Origin of the sequence: Trinickia soli (genome assembly GCF_002879855.1) — a bacterium.
GTDB lineage: Bacteria > Pseudomonadota > Gammaproteobacteria > Burkholderiales > Burkholderiaceae > Trinickia > Trinickia soli.
Genome location: NZ_PNYB01000001.1, coordinates 149840 through 163142, shown reverse-complemented (window position 1 = coordinate 163142; position 13303 = coordinate 149840). Strand labels below are relative to the sequence as shown.

The window sequence follows — 13303 nt, the reverse complement described above, 5'->3', positions numbered from 1 at the left end:
ATGGGGTAACAGTTGGGTAGCGGTTGCCTCGTTCAGCCTGCCCGCGGCGGGGATCACGAAGCCGCTCTTCTGCGTGACCTGGTGTGCGGTTCGGCGCTGACGCGCTTCATCTCCATGATCTCCCGGTGAAACTCCTGGGCGGCCGGGGTCAGCGGCCGCCCGCGCCGTCTCACGATACCGATGCGTCGTCTCACCACCGGTTCGACGAGAGGTACGCTTGTGAGGACGGGGTGATCGGGCCCGGGCATCGCCATCGAAGGCACTGCGGCGACGCCGAGCCCCGCTTCGATCAGCCCCAACATGGTGGTGACGTGGCGCGTCTCGCAGACGCTCGGGGCGCGCGGCGCCACGGCGGCGAGCGCCTGGTCGAGCAGCAGGCGGTTGCCGGATGTCTTATCGACGGACAGATACTCGTGCTCGTACATCTCGCTCCATGTCACGCGTTTCTTGTGCGCGAGGGGATGGTCACGACGGCATGCGGCAACGAACCGTTCCTGCAACAACACCTTGAATTCGACCTCCGATTCCTGACTGCCCATGAAGCTCACGCCAAAATCGGCTTCGCCGCCGATTACGGCGCCAAGCACCTCGTTCGCGCTCAGGTCTAGTAGTTTGACCCGGATGCGCGGAAAGCGGCGGTGATAGCTCGCAATGACGTTCGGCAGGAAATAGTAGGCCACCGACGGTACGCAGGCGATGGTGACATGGCCCAATCGGCTGGACGAGACGTCGCGGATGCCCAGCAGCGCGACATCGAGATCGTCGAGCAGTTGCTCGGCACTCGGGGCGAACACGCGGCCGACGGTGGTGAGCGTGACGCTGCGTGTGGTGCGCTCGAAGAGGCGCACGCCGAGCGCTTCTTCGAGTTTCTCGATTCGGCGGCTCAGAGCCGGTTGGGAGATGTTGACCGCCTCGGCGGCCCTGCGGAAGCTTCCCAGTTCCACCACGGCTCGAAAAGCCTGCAAATCATTCAAGTCGAAGTTAATGCCCACGAACCATCCTCCGTCGCCTATTGCGGGCATTTTGCCTGAATCAGAAGCAGCGACGCGACGGACGGAGAATCGTGCCGACGCGTCGCGATACTTCAGGAATCGGCTAACGTGCGGCGATATACGGCTGTAAGGCCTTCAGCCAGCACGCGATCGCGACGGCACCGCCGTCAGGCGATCCAATCGCACGTGCCCCCAGATAGCTCGCGCGTCCCGCGCGCGGCGCCATGTGCGCCGTATCGCTGGCTCCGGATTCCGCTGCACTTACTGCGGCCGCCCAGGCCTTGTTCGCGTCGTAGCCGGATTTGAGCTCGCGCTCGAATGCGTCCACGGCTGGTACCAGCGCGTCGAGCATCGTACGATCCCCGGGCTTTGCTCCGCCCAGTTCGCCGATCGCGTCGGCTGCGCCGCGCATGGCCGCGGCCCAATCCAACGCCGTCGGAGTCTTATGATCTGCGAGGCGGTGTTTGTCAACGTAGTTGTCGCGTCGCTTCACGCGCACTGCTTTAATTCGGCTCGGAGCGCGCGCTCCGGATTGAGCCAGACTTCGTCCTTCAATTGCCAATTGCGAGTCGAGCGTGACCAACGCTGCGGGTTGCGTGCGGCCGCACCGAAGAAATGTTCGGCGCGCGGCGCTGCCGTCGAGCCTGCTCAGTACTGGAGGAGGATCGTCACTCGACGATTGGCCGCGCGCGCCTGCGCATCGTCGCCGTACGGATGCCGAACGCGCGCGTCTGATGAAAGCGACGAAGACTGCGGCCGCAAGCAAACGCATCGCAACAAGCAAGATCGACTCAGCCATGCGTCGCTCGGAATACCTGCGCCGCACCGAAACGGCGCCATAGTCATCAACGCCTTCTACGAGACCGTCAGCGCTGCCCGCTTCGAAGGGCGACTGTGGACACAATCCACGTCGGAGTGAGCATTGCCTTGAGCATCAGTCTTGTACTGGCGCAGCGCATAGACAGACCAAAGCAGCCGGAATCCAGCCGATGAGCGGTGATCTGAAGCAGCAGGCAGATGATTCCCAGAATTTGCACCGTTTCCAGCGAATGCAAACCACCCCTCGCCTTAAGTTTGGCTTAATTCTGGCCTGCGACTATGCACCCATACCACCCCTGTTGAGCCGCCGGAGCATCGGCGGCGTTTTTTTGTACTCCTTCACGTGGCGGCCGCACGGCCCATGCGGCGCCGTAAACGGAAACGGCGATGATCGAAGATACGGTGTTCAAGCATATGCGCACGATGCTCAAGCGCGAGCATGCGTTACCGGTCCAAAGCTGCCGCGTCTCGCAGCCTGTACAGCGCCCGTGGGGGCGCACCTATCGGTTGGTCGAATGGACCTTTCATAAAGATGCTCCGTCGAATCGTTGCGTAGTACCGGCCGAATACACCGATACGGATATCGCGCGGCTGGTCGCCTCGCACGTACCGGGGCGGCTCTACGTAAGCGAAGCCTGCTGATTCGTCCGGGCAAACCGGCATCCCATCGAACGGCTACGGTGCGGCGTTGTGTTCAATGACGCGCCGCGCTGTTCTCTGCTAGGCTGGCGAATCGCTTACCTATCACCCGACGTTTCCCGATGGACAACAATTTCAACGAGCGTGGCGTCATGATCACGCGCAATGGGCTCAGTGCGGGCGGCCAGATCTTTTCGTTGCGCGAGATTCTCAACACACGCACTGAGACGATCCAAAAAAACAGAATCGTCCCGCTCTGCCTTTCGCTGCCGGGCGCCGCCGTGGCAGTCGGGGGCGGCATTGCCGGTTCGGGCGCGGCCTTGACGATCGGCGTGATGCTGACCGTAGTCGGCTACCTTGCCTGGGCGACGCAGGACATCACGCACCGGCTCATGGTCACCACCCAAAGCGGCGGCGACCGCGAGGCGATCTCCAGTCCCGACCGGGATTTCGTCCAACGCGTCGAACAAGCACTGCAGGGTGCGCTCGCCGCGCTGCGGCAAGCCACCGAGCAGCAATCCTGACAGCACAAGCAAACACCTGAACGCACGCCGGCGTCACGCAGCCCGGTCGGCCTCGTCGGCGTCGACGATCAGCGGCTTGACGCGCCAGATATTGCGCGCGTATTCGGAAATCGTGCGATCCGACGAGAAGCGCCCCATCCCCGCTACATTCTCGATCGCGCTCGCCGTCCATGCCCGCGGGTCACGAAAGCGCGCATCGACGGCGTCCTGAGCCGCGGCGAATTCGGCGAAATCGGCCAACACCATATAGTGATCGCCCCAATCCACGAGCGTGTGAAAAATATCGGAAAAGCGATGTGGATCGCCATCGGAGAAGTACCCCGTGCGGATCTGGTCCAGCGCCAACTTCAATTCCGCGTTGTGCTCGTAGATCTGGCGCGGTCGATAACCTGAAGCGCGCAACTCGCTGACGCCGTCGGCCGTGTGCCCGAAGATGAACATGTTCTCTCGCCCCACGGCCTCGCAGATTTCGATATTGGCGCCGTCCATCGTGCCGATCGTCAACGCGCCGTTCAGCGCCAGCTTCATGTTCCCTGTGCCCGATGCCTCGGTACCGGCCATCGAGATCTGCTCCGACAAGTCCGCCGCCGGAATCAAAACCTCCGCCGCGCTGACACCGTAGTTCGGCACGAATACCACCTTCAGTCGATCGCCCACGAGCGGGTCGCGATTGACCTTTTCGCTCACATCGCCGATCAGCCTGATGATCGTCTTCGCCATCTTGTAGGCCGACGCGGCTTTGCCGGCAAAGATCACGACGCGCGGCACCCAGTCCTCATTCGGCCGCGCACGGATGCGGTTGTATCGAACGATCACGTGCAGCACATTCAATAGCTGCCGTTTGTACTCGTGAATACGCTTCACCTGCAAATCGAAAAGCGCATCGGGATGGATCGTGCAGCCCGTTTCCTCGAGCAGGCGCTGCGCCAGGCGGATCTTGTTGCGTCGCTTGGCCGCACGAAATTCCGACGTGAACGCCGGGTCGCCCTTGAGCGCCCGTAACTTGGCGAGTTCGAACAAGTCGGTGCGCCAGTGCGTGCCGATACGGTCGTCGATCAGCTTCGACAAAGGCCGGTTCGCTTGCGAGAGCCACCGCCGCGGCGTAATGCCGTTCGTGACGTTCGTGAACCGCTCGGGGAAGAACCGTGCGAACTCACTGAAGAATTCCCGCTCCATCAGTTGCGAATGCAGCTGCGAGACGCCGTTGACCTTTTGGCTCGCGACAATCGCAAGATGAGCCATCCGCACGCGCCGTTGGCCATATTCGTCGACGAGCGAAACGCGCCGGATCACATCGATATCGTGTCCGAAATGCTCGCTCGCTTCTTTGAGAAAGCCGGCGTTGATTTCAAAAATGATCTCGAGATGGCGCGGCAACAAACGCGCGAGCAAATCGACGTCCCATGTCTCGAGCGCTTCGGGCATCAGGGTGTGATTCGTATAGGAAAACACCTGATGAACCATTTTCCATGCGCGCTCCCACGGCACGTGATGAATATCGACAAGCAGTCGCATGAGCTCGGGAATCGCAAGCACCGGGTGCGTGTCGTTGAGGTGAATGGCGACCTTTTCCGCGAAGCGGCCAAACGTGCTGTGCGTGCGCTGATAGCGGCGAATCAGATCCTGCATGGTCGCCGAAATGAAGAAGTACTCCTGGCGCAACCGCAGTTCGCGACCGGCGGGCGTCGAGTCGTCGGGATACAGCAGCCGCGACACATTCTCCGAATGCTCCTTCGCTTCGACAGCCCGACGATAGTCGCCTTGATTGAATGCCGACAAGTCGAGTTCTTCCGTCGCGCGCGCCGACCACAACCGCAACGTATTGGTCGCGCTCGTACCGAAGCCCGGAATGACCGTGTCGAACGCCATTGCGCTGACGTGCTCGGTATCGACCCATTCGCTGCGTCCATCGCGCACGATGGTGCGTCCGCCGAAGTGAACGACGTATTGCACTTCCGGGCGGGGAAACTCCCAAGGGTTGCCGGCACGCAGCCAGTAGTCGGGGGTTTCGATCTGTTCACCGCCGACGATTTGCTGACGGAACATGCCGTATTCGTAGCGAATTCCGTAGCCGAACCCGGGGATGGCAAGCGTGGCCATCGAATCGAGAAAACAGGCGGCAAGACGACCGAGGCCGCCGTTGCCGAGCGCAGCGTCAGGCTCGAGCTCGGTGACCGCATCCATGTCCACGCCCAGACTCGCCAGCGCTTCCTTCATCTGATCGTAGATACCCAACGCGAGCAACGCGTTCGTGAACGTGCGCCCGATCAGAAACTCCATCGACAGGTAATAGACACGTTTGACGTCCTGCTCGTATTGCTGCCGCGTGGTTTTCATCCAGCGGGCAACGAGCCGATCACGCACGGCGAGCGCTGCTGCGTTGAGCCAATCTTGCGGCCTCGCGGCCACGGCGTCCTTGCCGACGCCGTACATCAACCGATTGGAGATTGAGCGCCGTAGCGCATCGACGGTACTGTTGAGCTGGTCGAAATCCAGATCGACGGCTGTCATCGAACTCCTCCTCGTGTGCAATCGGCGGCATGCGCTTTGCTAACGAGCGACGCTTCGCGCCCACCGCAGGAACATGCAGGTTACGCTTTTTTCGGCGTCTGCGAAGCCGGTGCTTCCCCAAACGCGCCACCTCTGCGCATCGCGTTGGCGCGCCGCCTGTGGCCGCCTACTATGAGAACTATGCGGCCCTTCTTCGGAGATCGATATGACAACGCAAACGAACCTCCATTCGGTCATCGGGATGCTGCACGCACAGGAGCGCCTGACGCTTGCGATCATCCGTGCCTTACCGCCCGACACGCGTAGCAGGATCGCCGACGAACTGAAGGCGGACGCAGAACTCACCGCCCACCCGCAACCGAGCGCGGCTACCGAGCGCGATACGGTCGATGCATTCCGCACGAATGTCAAACGGCTGGCCATCCTGCTCGCATCGATGGCTTGAAGGAACGAGCACGTGCAGTGCCCGGCGGCTCTACGGTATAGCGCTTGAACGCGTTTCGACGTTTCAGCGCGGCAGATACGCGAGCGGATCCACGGGCTTGCCGCCACGGCGGATTTCGAATTCGACGGTGCCGCGCCCTGACGAGTCGGCGCCCATCTCGGCGATGGGCTGCCCCTTCCTGACCGTATCGCCTTCTTTGACGAGGACATCGCCGTTCACCGCATAGCCCGAGACGACGTCGCCGCCATGCTTGACCACGACGAGCGACTTGTATTGGTCGATGCCGGTACCGACGTAGATGACGTTGCCGTCGGCTGAGGCTTTGACGGCTTCGCCCGGCCGCCCCGTGATGATGATGCCTTTGACGTTGCCCTCATCGGTTACGCGGACGACCTGCCCATAAGCAGGCCATGCCGGCTTGACGACGATGCCGTCGGCCGAAGTGGCGTTGGCGCCCGGCTGAGGCGCAACCCGAAGCACCTGCCCGGGCATCAAAACAGCGGAGGGACGTAAGTTGTTCCATGCAGCGAGATCTTCGACATGTTGGCCGAATGCCATCGCGACACCAGGCAATGTATCGCCAGGGTTGACGCGATAAAAACCGGCCGGCACGCCAGTGCGTTGCGGCATAGGAGATTGCGATGCGATGGGCGACGACCCGAACCAATCGCTCGTTGCACAACCACCCAAAAGCGCCGCGCCGGCCAATGCCAATGCCACTGCACATTGCGCCCATGGGGACCGCTTTCGTACCGGAATCATCACTGTCTTCACCGTTGGCCCTCGCTCGATACGACGTTGCACGCTGCGATGTGCAAGTTGAATTCGCGCAGCGCCGCAAGCTGCAAATCTCTTGCCGCGGGCCGCCCGCGCGTCGGTCTTTGCCGCCTCCTGCCTGGCTTACATCGCTTACATCCCTTACGGCCGCGTTCGTCCGTCAACTGCTGAGCTGGCTCGCGCGCGCATGGTCTGTATGGTTTGTATGGCCCTGTTCGTATGGCCCTTAACGGCGAGGATCGCACACCCTGCGGCGGAAAGGCAAAAAGAAACTGGCTCGCACCCCCTTTGTGGGAGCCGCGAGCCAGTCGTTCCTGCCAAGCAATCGCTACTATGTGACAGATCGTGTGCGATCCCGTTCCATTCCCGAACCCTTCAGCTTAGCGACCGAAGAACACCGGTTGAACGCCTTCGGCGCTGATCGGCCGTTCCGCTTGCACCGCGGCGCCCGACTGCGACGATCCCGCCGCCACCCCACCATATCCGCTGGTCTCGGCGTTGGCCACGGCAGCCCCTTGTTCCTGGTGAACGCGCTGCTCAGCCGCTTGGATGTCGTCCGGGTACATCGGGTCACGCTGCGCAGGGTTGTACCCTGCCTGTTCCAACTGAATCAATTCCTGGCGCACTTGAGCGCGCGTCACCGGACCGTTGTTGGTGGTTTGAGCGAACGAAGCGAGCGAGACCGACAACGCGGAAGCAGCAACCACTGCGTACACGAGTGACTTCATGATGAACCTCCGAACATGTGATTCGCCGCATGCGAAATGCCGCAGCGTTTAAACACAGTCTAATCACGGAATCACCTAGGGAAAACCATTAATTCGACGAAATTGAATTTCGGAAAAAGCAACAATGACGAACTGTTACGGGCACGAAGGCACGCAGCCGACAAAAGAAGATTCTTGCCGGCATAGTCCCAGGGTCACTTATTGATCGATCTACGACCAGTTCGCATGAAAACTTCCTGCGCGATCGATTCGCTCGAATGTATGAGCGCCGAAAAAGTCGCGCTGTGCTTGCACCAGATTCGCCGGCAAGCGTTCCGATCGATAAGCATCGAAGTAAGCGATAGCGGAAGCGAATGCCGGCACGGGCACGCCGGCCGTCACCGCAGCCACCACGATCTCGCGCAAGGCGGCTTGATAGGTGTCTGAAATCTGACGGAAATAAGGATCGAGCAACAGGTTGGCCAGCGCGGGATCCTGCGTGTAGGCATCGGTGATCTTCTGCAGGAATCGCGCGCGGATGATGCAGCCGGCTCGAAAGATCTTGGCGATGCCGCCGAAATCCAGGCTCCAATCGTATTCCTCGGAGGCAGCGCGCAACTGCGCGAAGCCCTGTGCGTATGAAATCACTTTGCTCAGATACAGCGCGCGGCGCACGGCTTCGATGAAAGCAGCCCGCTCGCCTGTGAACGGCTTGGCCGCCGGACCGGACAGCACCTTGCTCGCAGCGACACGTTCCGTCTTGAGCGATGACAGCACGCGCGCAAATACCGATTCGGTAATGAGCGGCAGCGGGACACCCAGATCCAGCGCGTTCTGGCTGGTCCATTTGCCGGTGCCCTTTTGCGCGGCGCGATCGAGGATCACGTCGACAAGATCGCGGCCGGTTTCGTCGTCACGCTTGTCGAATATCTTCGCCGTAATGTCGATCAGATAACTGTCCAGTTCGCCTTCGTTCCATTCGCCGTAGACCTTCGCGAGCTCGGCATTGTTCAGGCCGGCCACCTGCTTGAGCACCGCGTAGCTTTCCGCGATCAACTGCATGTCGCCGTATTCGATACCGTTGTGGACCATCTTCACGAAATGGCCCGCTCCGCCCGGGCCGATATAGGCCACGCAGGGCTCGCCGTCCGGCGCTTTCGCGGCAATTTTCGTCAAAATCGGCGCCACCAGTTCATAGGCGTCACGCGGACCGCCGGGCATGATCGCCGGTCCTTTGAGCGCCCCTTCTTCGCCACCGGACACACCCGTACCGATGAAGTGCAGTCCCGCCTGTGCGAGTTCCTGATTGCGGCGGATGGTATCGGTGAAATGCGTATTGCCGCCGTCGATCAACACATCGCCTTTGTCGAGCAACGGCCTCAGAGCCGCGATCGTCGCATCGGTCGGTTCGCCGGCCTTGACCATCAACAAGATGCGCCGCGGTTTCTCGAGCGAATCGACGAACTGTTCGAGCGAGTGCGCCGGCACAAGCTTCCGATCGGGAAACTGCGCGACCAGCTCGTCCGTCTTCTCCCGACTTCGGTTATAGACCGCGACCGTGTAGCCGCGGCTTTCGATGTTGAGCGCCAGATTGCGGCCCATCACAGCAAGACCGATCACGCCGATGGCGGGTTTGCTCATTTTGTCGAATTCTCCTGGATAGGGGGCGGGGCAGCGCAGCGCGACCCCGCTTATGACGGCCAGACCGTCAACGATAAGAAGCGGAAGGAACGATGCGCGCGAGCACTTCCGCCAACGCATCGCCGCAAGGCGCTTCCACTTTCAACGAAAACAGCGAATCGGCACGGGTCAGCCCCATGTTGATCGCGGCAATCGGCGTGCCAGCGTCGGCCGCCCATCTGCAAAAGCGAAAACCGGAGAAGACCATCAGCGACGAGCCGACGACCAGCATCGCGTCGGCGCCTTCGAGCGCCTGCGCGGCTGCCGTCACGCGCTCGCGCGGTACGTTCTCGCCGAAAAACACCACATCGGGCTTGAGCACGCCGTCGCAATCAGGGCATGTCGGCACGCGAAACTCGTCGAGCGCGTCCCACTCGAGATGCGCATCGCCATCGGCCGAAACCGCCGCGGTTGCATTCGCCAGGGCGGGGTTATCGCGCAGCAGCACCGTTTGAATCGCGGCGCGATGATGGCGAGCACCACATTGCAGGCAAATGACTGCGTCGATGCTGCCGTGCAACTCGACGACCCCGGCGCTGCCTGCTCGTTGATGCAGACCATCGACGTTCTGCGTCACGAGACGCGTAATGCGCCCCGCCGCCCCAAGCTGCGCCAACGCATGATGCGCGGCATTCGGAACAGCGCCTGAAAGCAAAGGCCAGCCCACCATGCTGCGCGCCCAATAGCGCTTGCGCGCATGGTCGGAATCGCGGAACGCCTGCCACTGAATTGGTTGCGCGCGCATCCAATCGCCGTTCATGTCGCGATAGCCCGGAATGCCGGACGCCACGCTGACGCCTGCGCCGGTCAGTACGAATATCCGGTCGTGCCGCGCGACAAATTCGCTGAGCGCGTCGATCGAAGCAGCGCATCCCGCCTGCTCCTCACACGAAATCTCCGGCAATCGAATCGGTTCCGACGATCCGGTCATGGCGTGCGACAACTCCTTAAATGGCCCGCGCTAGGGGGCCTGCGTCCCGCGGACGCAACGACGCGCATTTTACGCCGATCGCGCGCAACGCGCCGGCCGTCACGCAAGCGCCTTCCCGCATTGCCACATCCACTCAGAGCTTTTCTCCGGCCAGGCGCGCCGCCAGAAATTCGATCAGCAAACGCGTACGCGCCGGCATCCTGCGCGGGCGCACCCAAAGCGCGCAAAGGGGCATCGGCGCTGGCTCGTAGTCGGGCAGTACGATGCGCACCCGATCGGCGTCGACAGCGTCCCGTATCTGCCAGAACGCTGCCAGCCCGATTCCAAGCCCGCCCGCAACGGCCGCATTGACCGCCGCGACCTGATCGCTTTCGAAGCGCCCGGCTACCGTCACCGTTATCTCCTTTCCGGTGCGGGCGGTGAAGCGCCATCGGTGCGCATGCGGCACGCCGGTGCGCACGACGCATGCGTGCGACGCGAGATCGTCCGGCGTTCGCGGCGTGCCGTATGCGGCCAGATACGACGTGGCGGCAAATGCAACACGCCTGACATCGGCGAGCTTGCGCGCGACGAGACTTGAATCCGAGGGGGCGCCGATGCGCAAGGTCACGTCGGCGCCGCTCGACGCCGGATCGCTGAATTCGTCTTCGAGCGAGACAGCTGCACGCAGGTCCGGGTGACGTTGCAAGAACTCGGCGATCAGCGGCACGACGTACTGTGGCCCGAACAACGTCGGTGCGTTGATACGCAACGTCCCCGTCAAGCGCTTTGCATCTTCGGCCAGCTCCGTTTGCGCGATCTCCAGATCCGCCAACACCGCTTTCACGCGCGCATAAAACCTTTCCCCGGCCTCGCTCAGCTGCGACGTCCGGGTCGTACGTACGACGAGCGTCGCCCCTAACGTCGCTTCGAGCGTCTGCAATCCGCGACTCACTGCTTGCAGCGATCTCCCAAGACGCAGCGCAGCGGCAGTCAGGCTCCCTTCCTCCGCGATCGCGACGAACGTTTCCAGTTCACGCAGCGATTGCATTGCGATTCTCCCGTTTTGCTGGATTATGAATCAATTAGCGCGCTGATTATTCGTATCGATAGCGAGAGTAGCATCGGGCCGGTACGACATTCAATCACTCGATCTCACGCACATGATGGATTCCTGCACGCCGCTTACGGCGCCCGAAGCTACCCGTGCCCGCGTCCCCACGCTGCTATTCGCGACGCTGGTCGGCATAGCGGTGCTGCCGCTTTACGCCTCGCAAGTCATGCTCGATGCGCTCGATGCGTCGCTACATCTCCATGCGTGGACCGCACTCGTTACGTCGTTGACCATGCTCGGCTACGCGGCTGGCCTCGTGGGGCTCGTCCCGCTCGTCGATAAACTGCCGAATCGACCGCTGATCGGCGCAACGCTCGCGGGGCAAACCGCTTGTCTGGTCGTCGCCGCGTTCTCAGGCTCGCCCCTCGTCTTTCTCGCCGCTTCGTTCGCAGTTGGCGCAACTGCCAGCGCGATTCAGATGCTCGTCCCCGCGGCGGCTTCGCTCGCAGCGCCGCAAGCGCGAGGCGCAGTCGTCGGTAACGTCATGAGCGGCCTCATGCTCGGCATTCTGTTCTCGCGCCCGCTCGCAAGTGTCGTCACTCGCGCGCTGGGGTGGCGCGGCTTTTTCCTTGCAGATGCAACGCTCCTCGCCACCGCCACGTTGTGCGCCGTACCGCGCCTACCCGCCTTGGTCCCGGCCGCCAAGCCGGCCTACCGCTCGTTGATCAGTTCGCTCGGGCGACTCATCGTATCAACCGAAGTATTGCGTCGACATGCGCTCTATCAAGCGCTGTTAATGATCGGCTTCAACGCGTTTTGGACCAGCATCGCGGTCGTCCTCTCCCGTGCCCCGTTCAAGTGCAGCGCGACACAAATCGCCGCCTTCGCCTTCGCCGGCGCAGGAGGTGCCATTGCAGCGCCGCTCGCAGGGCTCGCCGCCGACCGCGGATATGCACGGCGAGCAAAACGGACCGCGCACGTCATTGCGATAGTCGCGATCCTGTGCGCGTCGTGGGCGTTGACTGCACCGATACCGAGCGCTCTGGCGGTGGCTATCGCAGCTGCATCGGCATTCTTGCTCGACGCAGGCGTCATTGCGGACCAAACGTTGGGCCGACGCGCGATCAATCTGCTTGCGGCCGAAATGCGAGGGCGTGTCAACGGGCTCTTCACCGGTTTATTCTTTGTCGGCAGCGCCTGCGGCGCAGCGCTATCCGGACCAGTACTTGCTTCAAGCGGATGGCTCGGCGTGGCTGCCGTCACATTCATTTCATTCTTTGCCGCCACCCTGATTCATCTGATCGACAGCAACCGCGTATCGCCCTGACAGACCCGTTGATTTGACTAGGAGAACCACGTGAATTGGACCCGCTCAAACATCCGATACAGGACCATCACCGTTGATAGGCTCGACATCTTTTACCGCGAAGCCGGCCCGCAAGGCGCCCCCGCCCTTCTGTTGCTGCATGGATTCCCGTCTTCGTCCCGGATGTACGAGACGCTGCTTCCACCGCTCGCCGACAAGTACCGGCTGATCGCACCCGACTACCCCGGCTTCGGTCACAGCACGGCGCTGCCGCCCACCGAGTTCGTCTACACATTCGATAACCTTGCCCACGTGATGACGCGCTTCGTCGACCAGTTGGCGCTCGATCGATTTGCATTGTTCGTACAGGATTATGGCGGCCCGATCGGCTTTCGCATGGCGCAGGCCCAGCCCGATCGCATTCGCGGCATCGTCGTGCAAAACGCGGTCGCTCATCAGGAAGGGCTCGGGCCGCTGTGGGAGACGCGCAAGGCATTCTGGGCCGATCGTTCGAAACACGAAGCCGCGTTGAGAGCCAATCTGCTCTCCTTTGAAGCCACCCGGCTTCGGCATGTGGGGCACACGCCGCACCCGGAACGATATGACCCGGACGCGTGGCACGACGAGTTCGCGTTTTTGTCGAGCCCCGGACAGATCGACATCCAAACGGAGCTGTTCTTCGACTATCAAACGAATGTGGAGCGCTACCCGCAATGGCAACGCTATATGCGCGAACACCAGCCGCCGATGGTCGTCCTATGGGGCAGGCACGACCCTTCGTTTGCGGTCGAAGGCGCGCACGCGTATCGCCGCGACATACCCGATGCACAAGTGCATCTGCTCGACGCGGGGCATTTCGCCCTCGATGAAGCATGCGATGAAATAGCCGCACACACACGCCGCTTCCTGACTTCGCTCGACGGCACTGGTGCGTGAGGT

Annotated in this window: 12 protein-coding genes and 1 pseudogene; 5 read left to right on the top strand and 8 right to left on the bottom strand. The window is 61.9% G+C overall.

The window, feature by feature from the left end:
• Positions 1–53 precede the first annotated feature (53 nt).
• Positions 54–992 (bottom strand): LysR family transcriptional regulator, encoded by a 939-nt coding sequence (locus C0Z19_RS00725; RefSeq protein ID WP_102608146.1) that lies wholly within the window; start codon positions 990–992, stop codon positions 54–56.
• Positions 993–1095: 103 nt separating this feature from the next.
• Positions 1096–1452: pseudogene (locus tag C0Z19_RS28555) on the bottom strand (DAK2 domain-containing protein); the annotation flags it as partial.
• Between the two features lie 746 nt (positions 1453–2198).
• On the opposite strand from C0Z19_RS28555, the gene C0Z19_RS00715 reads away from it, so the two are divergent.
• A complete protein-coding gene (locus tag C0Z19_RS00715; RefSeq protein WP_102607875.1) occupies positions 2199–2453 on the top strand; it encodes a DUF2866 domain-containing protein in 255 nt (84 codons plus the stop codon).
• A gap of 119 nt (positions 2454–2572) precedes the next feature.
• Entirely contained in the window at positions 2573–2974 is a 402-nt protein-coding gene (locus C0Z19_RS00710; protein WP_102607874.1) for a DUF6232 family protein, read from the top strand.
• Positions 2975–3007: 33 nt separating this feature from the next.
• Here the strand turns inward: C0Z19_RS00710 and C0Z19_RS00705 are convergent, their stop codons facing one another.
• Positions 3008–5485, bottom strand: coding sequence for a glycogen/starch/alpha-glucan phosphorylase (locus C0Z19_RS00705; RefSeq protein ID WP_102607873.1), 2478 nt, complete (start codon positions 5483–5485; stop codon positions 3008–3010).
• A gap of 205 nt (positions 5486–5690) precedes the next feature.
• Between C0Z19_RS00705 and C0Z19_RS00700 the strand changes: the two genes are divergently transcribed.
• Positions 5691–5930: a hypothetical protein gene (locus tag C0Z19_RS00700; protein WP_233195934.1), complete on the top strand. Its 240-nt coding sequence runs from the start codon at positions 5691–5693 to the stop codon at positions 5928–5930.
• Between the two features lie 63 nt (positions 5931–5993).
• Here C0Z19_RS00700 and C0Z19_RS00695 read toward each other — a convergent pair whose 3' ends face one another.
• The 5 genes from C0Z19_RS00695 to C0Z19_RS00675 form a co-directional block, all read right to left on the bottom strand.
• Positions 5994–6560: a peptidoglycan DD-metalloendopeptidase family protein gene (locus C0Z19_RS00695; protein ID WP_233195933.1), complete on the bottom strand. Its 567-nt coding sequence runs from the start codon at positions 6558–6560 to the stop codon at positions 5994–5996.
• A 527-nt stretch (positions 6561–7087) separates the two neighbouring features.
• A complete protein-coding gene (locus tag C0Z19_RS00690) occupies positions 7088–7435 on the bottom strand; it encodes a DUF4148 domain-containing protein (protein WP_102607871.1) in 348 nt (115 codons plus the stop codon).
• Between the two features lie 210 nt (positions 7436–7645).
• A complete protein-coding gene (gene gnd, locus C0Z19_RS00685) occupies positions 7646–9055 on the bottom strand; it encodes an NADP-dependent phosphogluconate dehydrogenase (protein ID WP_102607870.1) in 1410 nt (469 codons plus the stop codon).
• A 67-nt stretch (positions 9056–9122) separates the two neighbouring features.
• Positions 9123–10025 carry an NAD-dependent protein deacetylase gene (locus C0Z19_RS00680; RefSeq protein WP_102607869.1) on the bottom strand — a complete coding sequence of 301 codons (903 nt, stop codon included), beginning with the start codon at positions 10023–10025 and terminating at the stop codon, positions 9123–9125.
• A gap of 133 nt (positions 10026–10158) precedes the next feature.
• Positions 10159–11055, bottom strand: coding sequence for a LysR family transcriptional regulator (locus tag C0Z19_RS00675; protein WP_102607868.1), 897 nt, complete (start codon positions 11053–11055; stop codon positions 10159–10161).
• 112 nt (positions 11056–11167) lie between these two features.
• Here C0Z19_RS00675 and C0Z19_RS00670 point away from each other — a divergent pair, with 112 nt between their 5' ends.
• Both C0Z19_RS00670 and C0Z19_RS00665 read left to right on the top strand, forming a co-directional pair.
• Entirely contained in the window at positions 11168–12385 is a 1218-nt protein-coding gene (locus C0Z19_RS00670) for an MFS transporter (RefSeq protein ID WP_102607867.1), read from the top strand.
• Between the two features lie 30 nt (positions 12386–12415).
• Positions 12416–13300: an alpha/beta fold hydrolase gene (locus C0Z19_RS00665; protein ID WP_102607866.1), complete on the top strand. Its 885-nt coding sequence runs from the start codon at positions 12416–12418 to the stop codon at positions 13298–13300.
• Positions 13301–13303: the final 3 nt, after the last annotated feature.